We start from the raw sequence: 18710 nt of genomic DNA on the forward strand, positions 1-18710 counted from the left end.
TGTCCTTGAGGAGACGTATGTCGCGATGTCCCCTCTCCCCCGCTCACGCGCAAACTTCGTTTGCGCTGACGCGACAGGCGGACCTTTGGTCCGCCGAAAGCGGGGAGAGGGTTAGGGTGAGGGGGACGCACTGCGAGGATTTTCGGGATAGCCACGCCTTGCCTCCCCCTCACCCCGACCCTCTCCCCGGGGGGGAGAGGGGGATCTGGGCGTTACAGCTCAGCCAATCACAGCTTGTAGGCGTTCTTGGCGAGGCGGTAGGCGAGGTCGACGGCCAGTTCCGCGGCCTCGTCCTCGGCCAGCCGGTGTTCGGCGACCAGACGGGCGAGGAAGCTGCAATCGACGCGGCGCGACACGTCGTGGCGGGCCGGGATCGAGCAGAAGGCGCGGGTGTCGTCGTTGAAGCCCACCGTGTTGTAGAAGCCGGCGGTCTCCGTGATCATCTCGCGGTAGCGGCGCATGCCCTCGGGGCTGTCGTGGAACCACCAGGCCGGGCCGACGCGCAGCGCCGGATAGTGGCCGGCCAGCGGAGCCAGCTCGCGGGCGTAGCTGTCCTCATCGAGCGTGAACAGGATGATGGTCAGGTCGCGCTCGTTGCCGAAGCGGTCGAGCAGCGGCTTCAGTGCCCGCACATACTCGGTGCCGCTCGGGATGTCGGCGCCCTTGTCGCGGCCGAAGCGCTGGAACACGAGGTCGTTGTGATTGCGGAAAGACCCGGGATGGATCTGCATGACCAGACCGTCCTCCAGGCTCATCCGTGCCATTTCGGTCAGCATCTGGGCGCGGAACAGCTCGGCTTCTTCGGCCGTGGCGCCGCCGCGGCGGACGATGTCGAACAGCTTCTCGGCTTCCGCGCGGGCCAGATCGGCGGTCGCCGCCGTCGGGTGGCCGTGGTCGGTCGAGGTGGCGCCGTAGCTCTTGAAATAGAGGCGGCGGTCGGCCAGCGCGGCGAGATAGCCGTCCCAGGTCGCGGTGTCCTTGCCGGTGATGCGGCCCAGCTCGGCGAGGTTCTCGCGGAAGCCCTCGAACTCCGGATCGACGACCGGGTCGGGGCGGAAGGCGGTGATGACCCGGCCCTTCCAGCCGCTCTCGCGGATCGCCTTGTGGTGCACCAGCGGGTCGAGCGGCGATTCGGTGGTCGCCAGCACTTCGAGGTTGAAGCGCTCGAACAGGGCGCGCGGGCGGAATTCCGGCTTGCGCAGGCAGTCTTCGATCTGGTCGTAGATGCGGTCGGCGCTGGCGGCGCTCAGACGCTCGGTGACGCCGAACACCGTCTCGAAGGCATGGGTCAGCCACATCGAGGTGGGCGTGCCGCGGAACAGGTGCCAGTTGCTGGCCAGCAGGCGCCAGATCGCGCGCGAATCGGTCGAGGTCTCGCCACCATCCTTGCGCGGAACGCCCAGCTGCTCCAGCGGAATTCCCTGGCTGTAGAGCATGCGGAATGCATAATGGTCGGGCTTGACGAACAGGCTGGCCGGATCGGGGAACGCCTCGTCCTTCGCGAACCAGGACGGATCGGTGTGGCCGTGCGGGCTGACGATCGGCAGGGCGGCGACTTCGCCATACAGGCGGCGCGCGATGTCGCGTTGCGTCGGGTCGCTCGGGAAAAGACGGTCGGGGTGAAGCATCGGAAGCCTCTACGCTGCAAGAGAAGGACAAAAGCAGGGTGGGGAAAAGGCGGGGTCCGTGCGGGGGACCGTCCCTACCGGCTGGTCGTATAATATTAATATATCAGATTGGATTGCAAGCCCAATCGTTCCCATTTCGCGGCATCTGTGCCAGTGCGGCCTGCGCCCAGTCGCCGCACCCGATCCGTTTGAGAGGGTGGCGATGGATTTGACCTTGGTGAAGGGGGACGGGTAGATTGACGGGTATGACGAACATCCCACGGGCGGCGGTGCGCTGCCCGGATACATGCCTGCCGGAATGGAGCCATCGGTGAAGAAGGTCGCGACGACAGAGGATGAAGGCGGCCTGGTCTCCGCAACCGTGCGCCGCGCTGCGGCCCCGGCCGCGGCGGTCCGTCCGCCGCGCCGCGCCGCGACCGTGGCGTCGCGCATCTACCGCGATCTGCGGGCGGAGATCGTCTCGCTGAAGCGCAAGCCCGGCGACGCCATCGCCGAGAAGCAGATCGCCGAGGCCTATGGCGTCAGCCGCACGCCGGTGCGCGAGGCGGTGCTGAAGCTGGCCGACGAGGGGCTGATCGAGATTTTCCCGCAATCAGGCACCTTCGTGTCGCGCATCCCGCTGGACGCCCTGCCGGAGGCCTTCGCCATCCGCAAGGCGCTGGAGGAGGCGACGGTGCGCTATGCGGCGGCGCGGGCCAGCCGCAGCCAGATCGCCGCGCTCCGCGCCAATCTGGAATTGCAGCGGGAGATGCAGGAAACCGCCAACTATGAAGGGTTCCATCAGGCCGACGAGGCGTTCCACGCGCTGATCGCGGAGATCGCCGGCTATCCCGGATTCTGGACGCTGATCCAGCAGACCAAGGTGCAGATCGACCGCTACCGTCTGCTGACCCTGCCGGTGCGCGGCCGCATCGCCGAGGTGATCGCGGAGCATGCCGCCATCCTCGAAGCGGTGGCGGCCAACGATCCCGCGGCCGCCATCAAGGCGCTGGACGACCATCTGGACGACCTGCAGATCTCGATCGCCGACATCCGCCGCGACTATCCGCGTTACTTCACCGCGCCCGGCGATCCGGTTTAAGGGGCCGGTCTAAGAAGCCGTTTCGGGCCTACTTCGCGTCGGCTTCCGCGGCGTAGGCCACCGGCTCGCCCAGGAAGTCCTCGCGGATCGGCGTGAAGATGTCGAGCAGCACGCCCGGCTCCAGCGCGACCACGCCATGCAGGATGTTGGACGGCACCATATAGCCGTCGCCGGCGTTCAGGCGCTGGGTGCGGCCGTCGATGGTGACGTCGAAGGACCCCTTCTCCACCACGGCGCATTGGACATGGGGATGGCGATGCTGCGCGCCGATGGCGCCGGCCTCGAACTCCACCCGCACCATCATCATCGTGTCGTTGTAGCCGAGAATCTTGCGGCGAACGCCGTCGCCCAGATCCTGCCACGGAATGTCGCCCGCGGTGACGAACACGTCGGTGGTCATTATCCGTTTTCCTCCCATCGAATGCCCGTTCCGGCCCAGGCGTGACGCGCGCATCACACGGCGTGATGAACGTCCGGGACTGAAGGAACTTTGCGTCATCCCCGCGAAGGCGGGGATCCAGAGTTTCCAATGCAAATGCTTACAGTGTCTGGATTCCCGCCTTCGCGGGAATGACGGCCAAAGAAGCCTTTCACGTCCAGTGCGTCACATCGGCCATGATGCGAACGTCACGCAGCACTTGAGTGCCGAAAAGGGCCGTTATCGTCAGCGCGCCAGCCAGCCGCCGTCGACGGGCAGGATGGTGCCGTGGATGTAGTCGGCGGCTTCCGACGCCAGGAACACCGCCGGTCCGCCGATGTCGGACGGCACGCTCCAGCGGCCGGCCGGGATGCGGCCGAGGATCTCGGCGCTGCGGCTCTCGTCGGCGCGCAGAGCCGCGGTGTTGTTGGTGGCGACATAGCCCGGCGCGATGGCATTCACGTTGATGCCCTTGCCGGCCCACTCGCAGGCCAGAAGCTTGGTGATGCCGGCGACGCCGCTCTTGGAGGCGGTGTAGGACGGCACGCGGATGCCGCCCTGGAAGGACAGCATGGACGCGATGTTGATGATCTTGCCCTTGCGGCCTTCATTGATGGCGTAGCGGCCGAAGGCCTGGCAGAGGAAGAACACCGTCTTGATGTTGATGTTCATCACGAGGTCCCAGTCGGCCTCGCTGAAGTCGACGGCGTCGGCGCGGCGGATCAGCCCGGCATTGTTGACCAGGATGTCCAGCTTGCCGAACTTGCCGACTGTCTCCTCCACCAGCCCCTGGACCGGGGCGATGGAGGTCAGGTCGGCGTGGATGCCGTGGAACTTGCGGCCGGCCGCCTCGACCAGACCCTTGGTCTCGTCCAGCGACACCACGTCGACGGCGGCGATGTCGGCGCCGGCCTGCGCCAGCGCCACGGCGATGCCCTGGCCGATGCCGGTGTTGGCGCCGGTGACCAGCGCCACCTTGCCGGTCAGGTCGAACGAAATGCTCATGGTCGGTTTCCGTTCTTATGCGTTGGTTTCAAATCCGGGGTTTCAAATCCGGCGGCGCGTCAGCGCAGGCGGTCCATGGCGACGAAGTCCATGTCCGTGAAGTCCTGGTTGTCGCCGCCCATCGCCCAGATGAAGGTGTAGTTGCGGGTGCCGACGCCGGAATGGATCGACCAGGGCGGGGAGATCACCGCCTGCTCGTTGGCGACGACGAGGTGGCGGGTCTGCTCCGGCTCGCCCATCAGGTGGATGACGCGGGCGTCATCGGGCAGGTCGAAGTAGAAATAGACCTCGCAACGCCGGTCATGGGTGTGGCACGGCATCGTGTTCCACATGTTGTTCGGCTTCAGCACCGTCATGCCCAGCACCAGCTGCGCGGTGCGCACCACGTCGGGGTGGATCATCTGGTAGATGGTGCGCTCGTTCGACTGGGCCGGGTCGCCGAGATGCACGGCCTTGGCCTGACCGATCGAGATCTTCATCGTCTCGAACCGGGCATGGGCGGGGGTGCTGTTCAGGTAGAACTTGGCCGGCTCGCGGCGGTCCAGGCTCTCGAACGTGACGTCCTTGCTGCCCATCGCGACATAGAGCGCGTCGCGCGGCGCCAGTTCATAGACGGCACCGTCGACGGTGACGCGGCCGGCGCCGCCGACATTGACCACGCCCAGCTCGCGCCGGTCGAGGAAGTTGGGCGAGCCGATCTCCTTGGAGGACTCCAGCTTCACCGGGCCGGCGACCGGCATGGCGCCGCCGACGACGAAACGGTCGATGTGGCTGTAGGTGAAGACGGTCTCGTCGGCCTCGAACAGGGTCGGGACCAGGAAATGGTCGCGCAGCGTCTCGGTGTCGAAAGCGCGGACGGCATCGGGGTGCGAGGCGTGCCGGACGGAGATTTTCATGGGGTGGTCCTTTCAAATCTGTGCAGCCGGCTGTCCGGCAGGTCTGGCGCCATCATACTAATATACTAGTAAGCAGGGCAAGGCTTAATGATGGAAATCCGGACATTTCATCAAACGGAGGGTGCGACAAAGACGCCGGGGGCGGTCGAACCGTGAAGGGGCGGGGGCGCCGCGTTGCGCGGGCGGCCATGGTAATATATTAGTGGACGGTCCTCGTCCGGAGTGTCCAATCATGACCACCCAGCCATCTGGCCAGCAATCTGGCCGGCAGCCCCGCAAGCGCATCGCCCTCGTCGCCCACGACGCCCGCAAGGCGGACCTCATCGCCTGGATCGGCGCCAACATCGCGGCGCTGGACGGCCACGCCTTCTGGGCGACCGGAACCACCGGCCAGAAGGTGCGCGACGCCCATCCCGGCCTGGACGTGACCCCACTGAAGAGCGGTCCGCTGGGCGGCGACCAGCAGATCGGCGCGATGATCGCGGAGGGGCGGATCGACCTGCTGGTCTTCTTCGTCGATCCGATGACCGCCCAGCCGCACGACGTGGATGTGAAGGCGCTGACCCGGCTGGCGACGCTCTACAACATCCCGATGGCCTGCAACGAGGCGACGGCCGACATGATCGTCTCCTCCGCCCATTTCGCCAGCGGCTACGCCCCGCGCGCCGCCTGCTTCACGGCGTACGAGACGCGCAAGGTGTGAGCGCGCCCGCCATCCTCAGGCGGTGAAATACTGCGGATAGGTCTGCCGGACGTCGGCGATGCCCAGCTGCAGGTCGGTCAGGTGGTGGCGCAGTTCGCCCACCGCGCGGTCGGGGTCGCGGGCGGCGACCGCCTCGACGATGGCGCTGTGTTCGCCCAGTGCCTTGTCCATCCTGCCGGCGGCCGGCAGGGTCAGGTGGCGGTAGCGGTCGATCTGCCGCTTCACCTGCTGGGTCAACGCCCAGAAGCCGGGATAGCCGGAGATCTCCGCCAGCAGCGCGTGGAACGCCTCGTCGGCATCGTGGAAGCCGTCGAAATTGCCGGCCTCCTTCATCTCGCGCTGCAGTTCCAGATTGGCGCGCAGGCGGGCGATCTGGCTGCCGGTCGCCTGTTCGGCGGCGTAGCGCACCGTCGCCTCCTCCAGCGCGCGGCGGATGGCGATGGCCTCCGGCAGGGCGCTGAGGGGGATGCGGGCGACGAAAGTGCCGGACTGCGGGAACACCTCCACCAGACCTTCGTCGGCAAGCTTCAGCATCGCCTCGCGCACCGGCGTGCGGCTGACGCCATAGGCCTCCGCCACCTCCTTCTCGATCACTGGCTCGCCCGGCTTGCGGCGCAGCGAGACGATGTCATCGCGCAGGTCGCGATAGATGGTGCCCGACACGGTGGCGCCGCGATGGGCGGGTCTCGCGGTGGCGCTGGCGGGCCGGCGACGGCGGCGGCGCGCCGGTGCGGCCACGGCCACCAAATTCGAATCGCCCGCATTGGAATCCATGGTCGTCCCGTTCATGTCCTTCGGCCTGATGCCGCAATTACTAATATATCGCTGCGCTTCCATGGGCGAAAAGCCTTTTGCCGCCGGAAATTCATGGCTGCCCGGCGACAGCTCCTGTGACAGCTTGGGACGGGCGGTTCAGCAGGGTTGCAATGGCCGGGCTGCTTGTTTCACTCTCCACAACCTACCCATACGTATACCCACCTTTACACCGCCCATTGCGAGCCCGATCCGCATGACCGCAGCGCCGACCACCCCCTCGCCGTCGGAACGGCTGTTCCGCAAGGCGGCGCTCGACCGCCTGTCGTCGCCGGAGGAGCTGGACCGGCTGGTCACGCTGACCACGCCGCGGGGCTGGCTGGCCCTGACCGCGCTGCTGGGGCTGCTGGCGCTGGCTCTGGTTTGGGCGGTGGTGGGGAGCATCCCGACGCGGGTGACCGGCTCCGGCCTGCTGGTCAGCAGCGGCGGCCGGGTGTTCGACGCGGTCGCCAGCGCGTCCGGCGCGCTGGTGGCGCCGCTGGTGAAGCCGGGCGACACCGTGACCGCCGGCCAGCTGCTGGCCCGTGTCGACAAGGCGGGGCTTGAACAGACTCTCGACCACGCGCGGGCGGTGGTGAGGGAGCGGGAGCAGGATCTGGCGCGCCGCACCAATCAGCTGGAGCGCGAGGCACAGGCCCGCCGTGCCAACTTCGCCGCCCGTCGTGCCGCCCTGAGGCAGGTCGTGGCCGCCGCCGAGACACGCGTGCAGTTCCTCGACACCCTGCTGCGCGGGCAGGAGGACATCGCCAGCCGCGGCTTCACCACCCGCCAGCGGGTGGAGGACACGCGGCAGGAACTGGCCGCCGCCCGCCAGAAGGTCAGCGACGCCAAGAGCCAGCTTTTGCAGATCGACACCGAGGAGCTGGACATGGCCAGCCGGGCCGAGCAGACGCTGACCGAAGGTCGGGACCGCGTCGCCGACGCCCGCCGGCGGGTGGACGAGCTTGCCCTGCAGCTGGAACAGGACACGCGGATCCTCAGCCCGACCGACGGGCGCGTCACCGAATGGAAGGTGGCGGAGGGCGCGCGCGTCGCCGCCGGCACCCCGGTGGTCAGCATCGAAAGCGGGTCGCGCGGCCTGCAGCTGGTGCTTTATGTCCCGCCGGAGCATGGCAAGAAGCTGAAGCCCGGCATGGATGTCCGCATCGCGCCGTCGACGGTGCGCAAGGAGGAGTACGGCACGCTGGTCGGCCGGGTCGCCGAGGTGTCGGACTTCCCCTCCACCCCGCAGGGCATGCAGGCGGTGTTGCAGAACGACCGGCTGGTGACGCAGTTCTCCGCCAAGGGACCGCCGTTTGCCGTGCGCGTCGATCTGGTGCCGGAGGCCGGCACGCCGTCCGGCTACCGCTGGTCGTCCGGCGGCGGTCCGGCGATGACCATCACCAGCGGCACCCTGGCCGAGGGCGAGGTGACGGTGCGCGAACAGCCGCCGATGGCCTTCGTCATCCCGGCCCTGCGCAAGGCGACCGGCCTGTGAGCGCAAAGCCGCCGGTTCGCAAGCAGACCCGCGTGCGCACGCCCACGCTGCTGCAGATGGAGGCGGTGGAGTGCGGCGCCGCGTCGCTCGGCATCGTTCTGGCCTATTTCGGCCGCTGGGTGCCGCTGGAGGAGCTGCGCGTCGCCTGCGGCGTGTCGCGCGACGGCAGCAAGGCCAGCAACCTGCTGCGCGCGGCGCGGCGCTACGGCCTGACCGCCAAGGGCTTCAAGAAGGAGCCGGACGCGCTGGCCGACATGCCCTGGCCGCTGATCGTCCATTGGAACTTCAACCATTATCTGGTCTTCGAAGGCTTCAAGGGCGATCACGCCTATCTGAACGATCCGGTCACCGGCCCGCGCCGAGTCACCCGCGCGGAGTTCTCCGAGGCCTTCACCGGTGTCGCCCTGGCCTTCGAGAAAGGTCCGGAGTTCGTCGCCGGAGCGAAGCCGCCAAGCCTTGCCGGCATGCTGGGGCGGCAGTTGAAGCGGTCGCGCGCGGCGGTGGGCCTCGCGCTGGCCGCCAGCCTGGCGCTGGTGCTGCCGGGCATCGCCCTGCCGGCCTTCACCAAGGCCTTCGTCGACGAGGTGCTGATCGGCGGGCAGCGCAACTGGCTGGTGCCGCTTCTGCTGGGGATGGGCGCCACGGCGCTGCTGCGGGCGGCGCTGACGGCGCTGCAGCAGTCGGCTTTGCTGAAGCTGGAGACCAAATTCGCCATGGTGATGGCCAGCCGCTATGTCTGGCGGCTGCTGCAATTGCCGGTTCCCTTCTTCGGCCAGCGCCATCCCGGCGACATCGCCGGCCGCGTCGCCGCCAACGACCGGGTGGCGCGGCTGCTGTCGGGCGAGATGGCGACGGCGGCGATGAGCCTGCTGACGGTGGTCTTCTTCGGGCTGGTCATGCTGACCTACGACGTGGCGCTGGCGGCGGTGACCATCCTGCTGGTGCTGGGCAACGTGCTGTTCCTGCGCGGCGCCTCGCGCGGGCGGGAGGATGCCGGGCGGCGCCTGCTGTCGGAACAGGCCAAGCTGGGCGCCGTCACCATCGGCAGCATCCAGGCGATCGAGACGCTGAAGTCGGCCGGGCTGGAGGGGCAGGCGTTCGAGCGCTGGGCCGGCTATCAGGCCCGGCTGTTGTCGGTGCGCCAGACGCTGGGGGTTCATTCGGCGATGCTGACGGTGGCGCCGACCTTCCTCAATGCGCTGGGTACGGCGGCGATCCTGGGGCTGGGCGCGGTGCGGGTGATGGACGGGGCGCTGACCGTCGGCGCGCTGGTGGCGTTCCAGAGCCTTGGGGCCAGCTTTTCCGAGCCGGTTGCTAAGCTGGTCGGCATGGGCGGGACGCTGCAGCGGGTGAAGGCCGACCTGCAGCGGCTGAACGACACGCTGAACCATGCGCCCGACCCGCAGTCCGGTCTCGCCGCCGAGGGGGCGGAGGTTGCGGATGGGCCGGCGCGGCTGAGCGGAGCGGTGGAACTGGTCGACGTGTCCTTCGGCTACAGCGTGCTCGACCCGCCGCTGATCGAGGGGCTGTCGCTGGCGTTGGCGCCGGGGATGCGGGTGGCGCTGGTCGGCGGGTCGGGCAGCGGAAAATCCACCGTCGGCCGGCTGATCTGCGGCCTCGTCCAGCCCTGGTCGGGGCAAATCCTCTTCGACGGGCAGGCGCCGGCGGAAATCCCGGTGGGGCTGCGCGCCGCCTCCATCGCCTATGTCGACCAGGACGTCTTCCTGTTCGACGGCTCGGTGCGCGACAACCTGACCCTGTGGGACCGCACGGTGCCGGAAGCGGCGCTGACCCGCGCGCTGGAGGATGCCGCTATCCTGGGCGAGGTCGCCGGGCGCCAGGGCCAGCTCGACGCGCCGGTCGCCGAAGGGGGCGTGAATTTCAGCGGCGGCCAGCGCCAGCGGCTGGAGATTGCCCGCGCGCTGGCCGGCAACCCGTCGATCCTGGTGTTGGACGAGGCGACGGCGGCGCTGGACGTGGCGACGGAAAAGCTGATCGACGACAATCTGCGGCGGCGCGGCTGCACCTGCATCATCATCGCCCACCGGCTGAGCACGATCCGCGATTGCGACGAGATCATCGTGCTGAACCAGGGCCGGGTGGTGGAGCGCGGCAGCCACGAGGATCTTCTGGCGCGCGGTGGCGAGTACGCCTCGCTGATCGCGGCGGGGTGAGGCGATGGACGTTCTGGACAGCCCCGCGACCCTGCATGGCCCCATCCTGGTGGAGGGTGGCAACCACCGGCCGCTGACGCTGGACGACCCGCGGCTGGGATGGCGGGTGGAGGACGGCTATGTCGACCTGTTCCACCTCGCAGGCGGCAGCGGCCGGCGCCGCCACCTGTTCCGGGCGGAAACCGGGGCACTGCTGTTCGGGGTCGGCATGCAGGCCGGCGCGACCCTGGTTGCGGTCGGGTCCATCGGCTCGCGCCTCAGCGGGGTGGAGCGGGAGGCGCTGGCCGGGGCGGAGGATTTCCTGCCCCATGCCGAAGCCTGGATCCTGCGCCTGACCGATGCCGCGACCGGCGGCGAGGCGGTCTGGCCAGACCGGGTGGCGGAACCGGGCGCTCGCTCGCTCGGTCCCGGCGAACGGCTGTATGCCGACCCGCGCCGGCCGCTGTGGCTGACGGTGACGGAGGGGGAGGTCGCGTGGCTGGGCGGTCCGCCGACGGGGGTCGGTGAGCCGCCGCTGCCGATGGCCGACCGCGCCTGGATTGAAAGTACCGCAGGGGCCGCCGTTTCGGTCACCGAGGCATGGCCCGACGCCGCCACTCTGTGGCCGGCCTTCGACCGCTTCCATGCGCTGGTGCTGGACCGCATCGGCAGCCGCGTCGCCGCCCAGGCGGACAGCGAGGCGAAGCGCGCCCTGCGCAGCCGGGAATCGGCACGGGAGTCGCTGGCCCAGGCGCTGGGCGGCCTGTCCGACCTCGTCGACGGGCAGGCGTCCGCGGCCGCTCCGGTCCTTGGCGACCCGCTGTCGGGCGCGCTGGCCGCGCTGATGGCGCATATGGGGCTGGAGGAGCCGCTTCCCCGCATCGATGCCGCCGGCAAGCCGGCCTCGGAAACGCTGGATCTGATGCTGGCCGCCGCGCGCCTGCGCGGTCGCAAGGTGATCCTGCGCGACGGCTGGTGGCGCAGCGAAGGGGCGCCGATGCTCGGCTGGCTGGAGGAGGGCAGGGTGCCGGTGGCGCTGCTGCCCACCCCGGCCGGCTTCGACATGCTGGAGTCCCGCGGCCGGCGCCGCGTGACGCAGGCGGTGGCCGACCTGCTGGCGGCGGAGGGGCTGCACCTCTACCGCCCGCTGCCGGCCCGCGCGCTGGGTGCGGCGGAGGCGATCCGCTTCCCCCTGCGTGGTCTTGGCGGCGACGGGATGCGGCTGGGGCTGAGCGGGCTGGCGGTGGCGGTGCTGGGGCTGCTGGTGCCGGTCGCCACCGGCTTCCTGTTCGACAGCGCCATCCCGCGCGCCGATACCGGGCAGCTGTTCTTCATCATCGCCGGGCTGGTCGCCGCCGCCATCGGCGGCGCGGCGTTCGACATCGTCAAGGTGATGGCGGTGCTGCGGCTGGAAAGCCGGATCGACGGGGTGATGCAGGCGGCCTTCATCGACCGTCTGTTCGCCCTGCCGGTCGGCTTTTTCCGCCGCTACACCGCCGGCGACCTCGCCGACCGGGCGCTGGGGTTGCAGACCGTGCGCGAGATCCTGGCGGCGAGCACGGTGACCGGCCTGCTGGGCGCGCTGTTCGGGTCGATCAGCCTGGGGCTGCTGGCGGTCTATGACTGGCGCCTCGCCCTGATTGCGACAGGCTTGGCGCTGCTGTCGGCGCTGGTGACCGCGGCGCTGTCCTATGGCCAACTGCGGCATGAGCGGGAGCATATCCGCCGACAGGGCCGCTTGGACGGGCTGGTGCTGCAGCTGATCGTCGGCATCGGCAAGCTGCGCGTCGCCGGGGCGGAGCCGCGGGCGATGGCGGAATGGGCGCGCGGTTTCTCGGCGCAGAAATCCCGCGCGGTGGCCGCCCAGCGCTACGGCAACGCGCTGGAGACTTTCCACGCCGCCTTCCCGACGCTGGCGACCATCGCGGTGTTCCTGGCGGTGGCGCTGCTGATGGAATCGGACGCCAAGCAGCAGGCGCTTCAAGCTTTGGCGGCGACGCCGGGGCAGGAGGCGCCGGCCGCCTTCTCCACCGGCAGTTTCCTCGCCTTCATCACCGCCTTCGGCCAGCTGCTGGCGGCGCTGACCGAGATGGCGCACGCCCTGACCAAGAGCCTGACAGTCCTGCCGCTGCTGGAGCGCGCCCGTCCGATCCTGGAGACCGCACCCGAGGTTCAGGCCGGCCGCGACGCGCCGGGTGAATTGCAGGGCGGCATCACGCTCAGCCGTGTCGGCTTCCGCTACGCCCCCGATGCGCCGCCGGTGCTGCACGACCTCAGCCTGTCGATCGAACCGGGGGAGTTCGTCGCCATCGTCGGCGCGTCGGGCAGCGGCAAATCGACGGTGATGCGCCTGCTGCTGGGCTTCGAACGGCCGGACCAGGGGGAGGTGTTCTTCGACGGCCGCGCCGCCGAACGGCTCGACCTCGCCGCCGTGCGCCGGCAGATCGGCGTGGTGCTGCAGAACGGGCGGATCACGGCGGGCAGCCTGTTCCAGAACATCGTCGGCACCACACCGCTCGGGCTGGACGATGCGTGGCATGCGGCGCGGCTGGTCGGGCTGGACCGCGACATCGAACAGATGCCGATGGGCATGCACACGGTGCTGATGGACGGCGGCGGCACCCTGTCGGGCGGCCAGCGCCAGCGGTTGATGATCGCCCGCGCCCTGGTCCATCGTCCGCGCGTCCTGCTGCTGGACGAAGCGACCAGCGCGCTCGACAACCGCACCCAGGCGGTGGTGACGGCGTCGCTCGCCAAGCTCAGCGTCACCCGCGTGGTGATCGCCCACCGCCTCAGCACCATCCGCGACGTCGACCGCATCCTGGTTCTGGAGGCCGGGCGGCTGGTGCAGTCCGGGCGGTACGAGGATCTGATGGCGGTGGACGGGCCGTTCCGGACGCTGGCCAGTCGGCAGTTGCTTTAGGGGGAATGATGCGCAAGGTCCTGTATATCCTGGGCAATCTCAGCGACGAGGACATCGAGTGGATGGCCCGCGCCGGCCGGCGGCTCGATCTGGCCGGCGGGCAGGTGCTGGTGCGCCAGGGGGAGGCGGCGGACTCGCTCTACATCGTGCTGGAGGGCCATGCCACCGTCGATGTCGCCGGGGTCGGGACGGTGGCGCGGCTGGGCAGCGGCGAGGTGGTCGGCGAGGTGTCCTTCGTCGATTCGGCGCCGCCCTCGGCCACCGTGTCGGCGGACGGGCGCTGCATCGTTCTGGCGCTGGCCAAGCGGGAGATCGAGGCGCGGCTGCGCAGCGACGGCGGCTTCGCCGGGCGCTTCTACAAGGCCTTGGCGATCTTCCTGGCCGACCGCCTGCGCGGCACCGTCGACCGGCTGAAATACGGCAAGGGCCAGACGATGGACGCCGGCCGGATCATGGAGGACGAGCTGGACGAGGGGCTGCTCGATCAGGTCTCGCTCGCCGGTGCGCGGTTCGAGCGGATGCTGCGCACGCTGATGGCGGCGCGGGGGTAGGGGGAGGCTGTATTGCCCCCACCCCGACCCTCCCCCGCTCTCGCAGGGGAGGGAGAAGACGGGCGATGCCTTAAAGCTTGGCCGCCGCGTCGAACACCGCGTGGCTGTAGGCGCCTTCCGGCTTCTTCGAGATGACCGGGGTGGAGGCGCCCGACATCAGGATGTCCACCGTGCGGTTGAAGTCGGCCGGGTCGAGATAGCCGGTGCCCTTGGCGCCACCGTCGATCAGCTTGGCGACCTCCTGCATCATGGTGGTCTGGTGCTCCTCGGTCTGGGCGCCGGTGGTGTCGTTCTCCAGCACGATCTTCACCGCCTCGTCCTGGTTCTTGGCGGCGTACTCCCAGCCCTTGGCCGAGGCCTTCACGAACTTCGCCAGCTTCTCCACCATCTTCGGATCGGACAGCGCCTTTTCCGTGGCGTAGAGGCCATCCTCCAGGGTGGCGACGCCCTGGTCCTGATACTTGAAGACGGTCAACTCGTCGGCCTTCATGCCGGCTTCGATCAGCTGCCAATATTCGTTGTAGGTCATGGTGGAGATGCAGCTGGCTTGCTTCTGCAGCAGCGGATCGACGTTGAAGCCCTGCTTCAGAACCTTGACGTCCGGGGTCGAGCCGGAGGTGGAATAGCCCAGCTTGCTCATCCAGGACAGGAAGGGATATTCGTTGCCGGAGAACCAGACGCCCAGCGTGTGGCCCTTGAAGTCCTTCGGGTCCTTGATGTTGGCATCCTTGCGGCAGGTCAGCATCATGCCGGACTTCTGGAACATCTGGGCGATGTTGACCAGCGGCACGCCCTTTTCGCGGCTGGCGAGCGCCGACGGCATCCAGTCGACGATCACGTCGGCGCCGCCGGCGGCGATGACCTGGGTCGGGTTGATGTCGGGGCCGCCGGCCTTGATGGTGACGTCCAGCCCGGCGTCCTTGTAGAAGCCCTTGGCCGCCGCGACGTAATAGCCGGCGAACTGGGCCTGGGTGACCCATTTCAGCTGGAGCGTCAGCGGATCGGCGGCGGCGGCCGGCGCACCCCAGCCGGCGAGGCCGGTGAGCGCGGTGGCGGCGAGCAGGACGGCGGAGGCAAGGGTCTTCATCGCGTTCGATCCTCTTCTGGCTGGAGTTTGTCTTGGCTTGAGGCGGTCAGCGTTTGCGGAAAGACGGGTGCCAGGCGGTGACATGCCGCTCCGCCAGTGCAAGCGCACCGTAGAGCAGCGATCCGGTCAGGGCGGCGACGGCGATGGTCGCCCACACGACATCCAGATTCATCCGGGCGACCTGGGTGGAGATGCGGAAGCCCATCCCCACCACCGGCGTCCCGAAGAACTCGGCGACGATGGCCCCGATAAGTGCCAAGGTCGAGTTGATCTTCAGTCCGTTGAACAAAAAGGGCAAGGCGCAGGGAAGCCGAAGCATCGCCAGCGTGCGCCAGTAGCCGGCGCCGTAGGAGCGCATCAGGTCGAGCTGGATGCGCTCGGCGCTCTGCAGCCCGGCCAACGTGTTGATGAGCATCGGGAAAAAGGTCATCACCACGATGACGGCGGCCTTGGACTGCCAGTCGAAGCCGAACCACATCACCATGATCGGCGCGATGCCCACCACCGGCACGGCGCTGGCGAGATTGCCGAGCGGCAGCAGCCCGCGCGCCAGGAAAGGCACCCGGTCGGCCAGGATCGCCACGAGGAACCCGGCACCGCAGCCGATCAGGTAGCCGCGCAGGACGGAGGTCAGCACCGTTTGGCGGAAATCGTCCCACAGGTCGGCGGCATTGGCGGCAAAGGCGGTCAGCACGAGGCTCGGCGGCGGCAACAGGATGGTCGGCACCTGGAAGCCGCGGGTCAGGATCTCCCACAGCATGACCAGCGCCAGCCCGAACAGGGCGGGACCGGCCAGCCGCGCCGGACCGCTCACCCCCGCCAGCAGGGCCAGCACCCGCCACAGCAGCAGGGTGGCGCCGGCCATGGAGAGCCAAAGCCCGCCGGCCTGGGCGAGCGCGTGGCCCTGGCTCAGCAGCAGGAGCGGCGTGGCATAGGCGGCGGCGACTCCGGTCAACAGGAGCAGGGCTTCTCCCAGGGCGGAAGCGGGCAGGCGCCTCGCCAGAATGGTTGCGACGGTCAGTGCAAAAAGCCCCAGGGCTGCCGGTATCTGCGGCAGATACAGGGCGGTGCCGTCGAGCGTGGCGAAGGGCAGCAACGGGGCGGCCAGCATCACCAGCGGCCAAGGGGCCATGGCGGGGCGGGCTATTTTGGACCGAGTCATCGCGCACCTCCCCGGCCGCCCGGCACCAGCGCCCGTTCGGCGAGGCCGACGGCGGCGACCAGCGTGACGCTCAGCAATGCTGCCATCACCAGCGCGCTCCAGATCTGCACGGTCTGGCCATAGTAGGAGCCGGACAGCAGCCGCGCGCCCAACCCCGCCTGTCCACCGGTCGGCAACTCGGCGACGATGGCGCCGACGACGCTGGCGGCGACCGCGATCTTCAGGCTGGTGAACAGGTAGGGCAGGGAGGCCGGCAGGCGCAGCAGGCGGAAGGTCTGGGCGGTGCCGGCGCTGTAGGTGCGCATCAGGTCCAGCGTCAGCGGATCGGCGGAGCGCAGCCCCTTCACCATGCCAATGGTGATGGGGAAGAAGCAGAGATAGGCGGCGATGATCGCCTTGGGCAGCAGGCCGGTGAAGCCGATGTTGCCGAGGATCACCACGATCATCGGCGCAATCGCCAGGATCGGCACGGTCTGGGACGCGATGACCCAGGGCAGCAGGCTCGATTCCAGCGTGCGCGCCTGAACGATCCCCGCCGCCAGCGCCACCCCCAGCACCACCCCCATGCCGAAGCCGGCCAGCGCCGCCCCGGCGGTGACGCCGGTGTGGTAGAGCAGGTTGCGGATGCTGGTCACCGGATAGCCGGTCAGGGAATTGTAGAGGTCCAGCGCCACCTGATTCGGCGTCGGCAGGATCGGGCGCTTCATCGCCAGCGTGGCGCGGATCAGGTCGGCGGTGGTCCAGTCGTGGCCGGCGCGGTTCAGCGCGTCCGTCGCCATCGGCGCATTCAGCCAGACCGCACCGGCGTACCACAGCACCAGCACCGCCAGCGCCATCACGGCCACCGGCAGCGTCTTCTTAGTCGTCATAGCTGTGGCCCTCCATCAGCCCTTCGCGGACGCGGTGGGCGATGCGCTGGAACTCCGGGCTTTCGCGGATGTCGAATGTGCGCTCGCGCGGCAGGTCGCGGTCGCAGTCGATGACGTCGAGGATGCGGCCGGGACGCGGGCTCATCACCACGATGCGGGTGGAGAGGAACACTGCCTCGGCGATGGAGTGGGTGACGAAGATGCAGGTCTTGCGGGTGCTCAGCCACAGGCGGGTGAGCTGAAGGTTCAGATGGTCGCGGGTGATCTCGTCGAGCGCGCCGAACGGCTCGTCCATCAGCAGCAGGTCGGGGTTGAAGGCGAGAGCGCGGGCGATGGACACCCGCTGCTGCATGCCACCCGACAGCTGCCAGGGGAACTTGCGCTCGAAGCCCGACAGGCCGACGAGGTCCAACTGCTCGCGGGCACGCTGCTGCCGGTCGGCCTTGGGCAAGCCCATGATCTCCAGCGGCAGCATGACGTTGCGCTCCACCGTCCGCCAGGGGTAGAGCGCCGGGGCCTGGAAGACATAGCCATAGGCGCGTTTCAACCGTGCCTGTTCCGGCGTCATGCCGTTGACCGTCACCTCGCCGGAAGTCGGCTGTTCGAGGTCGGCGACAACGCGCATCAGCGTGGTCTTGCCACAGCCGCTGGGGCCGATCAGCGAGATGAAATCGCCCTTGGCAATCGACAGGCTGACGTCGTTCAGCGCGTAGACCGGATGATCGGCGGCCTGATAGGTCAGGGTCAGGTTGCGGATGTCGACGATGGTGCGCGGCGCGGGGTCTGCGCCCGGCGGAACCAGAGTGAGCGGTGCGGGCTGGGCGGCTGGCACGGCGGTCGTCCCTTCGCGTTGTCGTCTGTCGCGGGGGACGGGAGCAAAAAGTGAGCCAGATGGGGCGGGGGTGGGGAGGTGGGCGGGTAGAGTATTGTTATTGCGAAGAGAAAACCTGTCCATCGAGACAGGAACTGACGGGATGGACAGCGGTCCGGCGGGTGTGCTTTGCGAGGGGCGCACAATTTTCGGGCGGAGAGTGAGAGGGTGGTGAATTTTCGGGCAGAGGTGGGGAAATCTCCCTCTCCCCCCCGGGGAGAGGGTCGGGGTGAGGGGGATGCACATGCCGGACTTTTGTGGGAATCCTCGCCTTGCGACCCCCTCACCCTAACCCTCTCCCCGGGGGGAGAGGGGATTGGTGGTTGGGGAGAGAGGGAAGCTATGCCCTTGCCAGCCCTGCCCCGTCCCCGCTAACTGTTCGGACGGCCGACAAATGCACGGGTCCCATGCTCGACAGTTTCCTGCTCGCCTTCACCGCCCTGTTCTCCATCGTCAATCCGCTGGCGATGGCGCTGATCTTCAGTCAGGTGACGGCGGACAGCAGTCCACGCGATCGGGCGCGGCTGGCCGGGCTGGTCAGCATCTATTCGGCCATCGTCATGCTGACCGCGCTGTGGGCGGGTGCCTATGTGCTGAACTTCTTCGGCGTGTCGATGGCGGCGCTGCGGATCGCCGGCGGCTTCGTGGTGGCCGAACGGGCCTGGGCGCTGCTGACCGCGCCGGAACGGCACGAGGCGCGCAAGCAGGAACAGGCCGCCCCGACCGGCGACAACGACCGGCTGGCGGAATCGGCCTTCTTCCCGATGACGATCCCCTTCACCACCGGGCCGGGCACCATTTCGGTCGCCATCGCGCTGGGCTCCACCCGCCCGACGCACGGGGCCGGCGGGCTGATGGAGTTCTTCCTGGGCATGTCGGGGGCGGCGCTGGCGATTGCCGCCCTGGTCTGGCTGTCCTACCGCTCCGCCGACCGCATCGTCGCCTTCCTGGGTCCGACGCGGGTGCGGGTGCTGACGCGGCTGTTCGCCTTCCTGCTGTTCTGCGTCGGCGTCCAGATCCTGCTGACCGGTGTTCTGGACGCCTTCCCGCTGCTGTCGCAGAAGGGCTGAGGG

General features: G+C 68.8%; 16 protein-coding genes. 7 read left to right on the forward strand and 9 right to left on the reverse strand.

Features of this window, described 5'->3' with window-relative positions:
• Positions 1-227 precede the first annotated feature (227 nt).
• Positions 228-1628: a glucuronate isomerase gene (gene uxaC / locus ACCD06_RS32825; protein ID WP_413346547.1), complete on the reverse strand. Its 1401-nt coding sequence runs from the start codon at positions 1626-1628 to the stop codon at positions 228-230.
• 298 nt (positions 1629-1926) lie between these two features.
• Between uxaC and ACCD06_RS32830 the strand changes: the two genes are divergently transcribed.
• Positions 1927-2709: a GntR family transcriptional regulator gene (locus ACCD06_RS32830; protein ID WP_109073397.1), complete on the forward strand. Its 783-nt coding sequence runs from the start codon at positions 1927-1929 to the stop codon at positions 2707-2709.
• Between the two features lie 28 nt (positions 2710-2737).
• On the opposite strand, the gene ACCD06_RS32835 is transcribed toward ACCD06_RS32830, so the two are convergent.
• The 3 genes from ACCD06_RS32835 to kduI form a co-directional block, all read right to left on the reverse strand.
• Positions 2738-3109 carry a cupin domain-containing protein gene (locus tag ACCD06_RS32835; RefSeq protein ID WP_109073396.1) on the reverse strand — a complete coding sequence of 124 codons (372 nt, stop codon included), beginning with the start codon at positions 3107-3109 and terminating at the stop codon, positions 2738-2740.
• 264 nt (positions 3110-3373) lie between these two features.
• Entirely contained in the window at positions 3374-4132 is a 759-nt protein-coding gene (gene kduD / locus ACCD06_RS32840) for a 2-dehydro-3-deoxy-D-gluconate 5-dehydrogenase KduD (protein ID WP_109073395.1), read from the reverse strand.
• A gap of 59 nt (positions 4133-4191) precedes the next feature.
• Entirely contained in the window at positions 4192-5028 is an 837-nt protein-coding gene (gene kduI, locus ACCD06_RS32845) for a 5-dehydro-4-deoxy-D-glucuronate isomerase (RefSeq protein WP_109073394.1), read from the reverse strand.
• A 232-nt stretch (positions 5029-5260) separates the two neighbouring features.
• Between kduI and ACCD06_RS32850 the strand changes: the two genes are divergently transcribed.
• Positions 5261-5731 (forward strand): methylglyoxal synthase, encoded by a 471-nt coding sequence (locus tag ACCD06_RS32850; RefSeq protein WP_413346551.1) that lies wholly within the window; start codon positions 5261-5263, stop codon positions 5729-5731.
• Positions 5732-5746: 15 nt separating this feature from the next.
• Here ACCD06_RS32850 and ACCD06_RS32855 read toward each other — a convergent pair whose 3' ends face one another.
• Positions 5747-6505: a GntR family transcriptional regulator gene (locus tag ACCD06_RS32855; protein WP_136701072.1), complete on the reverse strand. Its 759-nt coding sequence runs from the start codon at positions 6503-6505 to the stop codon at positions 5747-5749.
• A 235-nt stretch (positions 6506-6740) separates the two neighbouring features.
• Between ACCD06_RS32855 and ACCD06_RS32860 the strand changes: the two genes are divergently transcribed.
• From ACCD06_RS32860 to ACCD06_RS32875, 4 genes are read left to right on the forward strand one after another with little or no spacing between them, the layout of a single operon-like run.
• Entirely contained in the window at positions 6741-8021 is a 1281-nt protein-coding gene (locus ACCD06_RS32860; protein ID WP_413346553.1) for an NHLP bacteriocin system secretion protein, read from the forward strand.
• Positions 8018-10195 carry an NHLP family bacteriocin export ABC transporter peptidase/permease/ATPase subunit gene (locus ACCD06_RS32865; RefSeq protein WP_413346555.1) on the forward strand — a complete coding sequence of 726 codons (2178 nt, stop codon included), beginning with the start codon at positions 8018-8020 and terminating at the stop codon, positions 10193-10195. The genes ACCD06_RS32860 and ACCD06_RS32865 overlap by 4 nt, the downstream gene beginning before the upstream one ends.
• 4 nt (positions 10196-10199) lie before the next feature.
• Positions 10200-13097, forward strand: coding sequence for an NHLP bacteriocin export ABC transporter permease/ATPase subunit (locus ACCD06_RS32870; RefSeq protein WP_413346557.1), 2898 nt, complete (start codon positions 10200-10202; stop codon positions 13095-13097).
• An 8-nt stretch (positions 13098-13105) separates the two neighbouring features.
• On the forward strand, positions 13106-13648 hold the full coding sequence (locus ACCD06_RS32875; protein WP_109073401.1) for a cyclic nucleotide-binding domain-containing protein: 543 nt from the start codon (positions 13106-13108) through the stop codon (positions 13646-13648).
• 70 nt (positions 13649-13718) lie between these two features.
• On the opposite strand, the gene ACCD06_RS32880 is transcribed toward ACCD06_RS32875, so the two are convergent.
• Genes ACCD06_RS32880 through ACCD06_RS32895 form a run of 4 tightly spaced genes read right to left on the reverse strand, consistent with a single transcriptional unit; the run spans position 13719 to position 17568 of the window.
• Positions 13719-14735: an ABC transporter substrate-binding protein gene (locus ACCD06_RS32880; RefSeq protein ID WP_136701075.1), complete on the reverse strand. Its 1017-nt coding sequence runs from the start codon at positions 14733-14735 to the stop codon at positions 13719-13721.
• Positions 14736-14781: 46 nt separating this feature from the next.
• Positions 14782-15897 (reverse strand): ABC transporter permease, encoded by a 1116-nt coding sequence (locus tag ACCD06_RS32885; RefSeq protein ID WP_109073388.1) that lies wholly within the window; start codon positions 15895-15897, stop codon positions 14782-14784.
• Positions 15894-16766 carry an ABC transporter permease gene (locus ACCD06_RS32890; RefSeq protein WP_109073387.1) on the reverse strand — a complete coding sequence of 291 codons (873 nt, stop codon included), beginning with the start codon at positions 16764-16766 and terminating at the stop codon, positions 15894-15896. Before ACCD06_RS32890 ends, ACCD06_RS32885 begins: the two co-directional genes overlap by 4 nt.
• On the reverse strand, positions 16756-17568 hold the full coding sequence (locus ACCD06_RS32895) for an ABC transporter ATP-binding protein (protein WP_413346995.1): 813 nt from the start codon (positions 17566-17568) through the stop codon (positions 16756-16758). Before ACCD06_RS32895 ends, ACCD06_RS32890 begins: the two co-directional genes overlap by 11 nt.
• A 476-nt stretch (positions 17569-18044) precedes the next feature.
• Here ACCD06_RS32895 and ACCD06_RS32900 point away from each other — a divergent pair, with 476 nt between their 5' ends.
• Complete coding sequence (locus ACCD06_RS32900; protein ID WP_109152197.1) at positions 18045-18707, forward strand: MarC family protein; 663 nt, start codon at positions 18045-18047, stop codon at positions 18705-18707.
• Positions 18708-18710 lie beyond the last annotated feature (3 nt).

This window comes from Azospirillum sp. CT11-132 (assembly GCF_047302835.1).
Classification (GTDB): domain Bacteria; phylum Pseudomonadota; class Alphaproteobacteria; order Azospirillales; family Azospirillaceae; genus Azospirillum.

What these genes read in the sequence shown, in the direction of transcription:
- ACCD06_RS32850 (WP_413346551.1), top strand. Translation starts at nt 5,261, where the DNA reads ATGACCACCCAGCCATCTGGCCAGCAATCTGGCCGGCAGCCCCGCAAG.
- ACCD06_RS32900 (WP_109152197.1), top strand. Translation starts at nt 18,045, where the DNA reads ATGCTCGACAGTTTCCTGCTCGCCTTCACCGCCCTGTTCTCCATCGTC.
- ACCD06_RS32830 (WP_109073397.1), top strand. Translation starts at nt 1,927, where the DNA reads ATGGAGCCATCGGTGAAGAAGGTCGCGACGACAGAGGATGAAGGCGGC.
- ACCD06_RS32875 (WP_109073401.1), top strand. Translation starts at nt 13,106, where the DNA reads ATGCGCAAGGTCCTGTATATCCTGGGCAATCTCAGCGACGAGGACATC.
- kduD (WP_109073395.1), bottom strand. Translation starts at nt 4,132, where the DNA reads ATGAGCATTTCGTTCGACCTGACCGGCAAGGTGGCGCTGGTCACCGGC.
- ACCD06_RS32835 (WP_109073396.1), bottom strand. Translation starts at nt 3,109, where the DNA reads ATGACCACCGACGTGTTCGTCACCGCGGGCGACATTCCGTGGCAGGAT.
- ACCD06_RS32870 (WP_413346557.1), top strand. Translation starts at nt 10,200, where the DNA reads ATGGACGTTCTGGACAGCCCCGCGACCCTGCATGGCCCCATCCTGGTG.
- ACCD06_RS32885 (WP_109073388.1), bottom strand. Translation starts at nt 15,897, where the DNA reads ATGACTCGGTCCAAAATAGCCCGCCCCGCCATGGCCCCTTGGCCGCTG.
- ACCD06_RS32890 (WP_109073387.1), bottom strand. Translation starts at nt 16,766, where the DNA reads ATGACGACTAAGAAGACGCTGCCGGTGGCCGTGATGGCGCTGGCGGTG.
- uxaC (WP_413346547.1), bottom strand. Translation starts at nt 1,628, where the DNA reads ATGCTTCACCCCGACCGTCTTTTCCCGAGCGACCCGACGCAACGCGAC.
- ACCD06_RS32880 (WP_136701075.1), bottom strand. Translation starts at nt 14,735, where the DNA reads ATGAAGACCCTTGCCTCCGCCGTCCTGCTCGCCGCCACCGCGCTCACC.
- kduI (WP_109073394.1), bottom strand. Translation starts at nt 5,028, where the DNA reads ATGAAAATCTCCGTCCGGCACGCCTCGCACCCCGATGCCGTCCGCGCT.
- ACCD06_RS32860 (WP_413346553.1), top strand. Translation starts at nt 6,741, where the DNA reads ATGACCGCAGCGCCGACCACCCCCTCGCCGTCGGAACGGCTGTTCCGC.
- ACCD06_RS32855 (WP_136701072.1), bottom strand. Translation starts at nt 6,505, where the DNA reads ATGGATTCCAATGCGGGCGATTCGAATTTGGTGGCCGTGGCCGCACCG.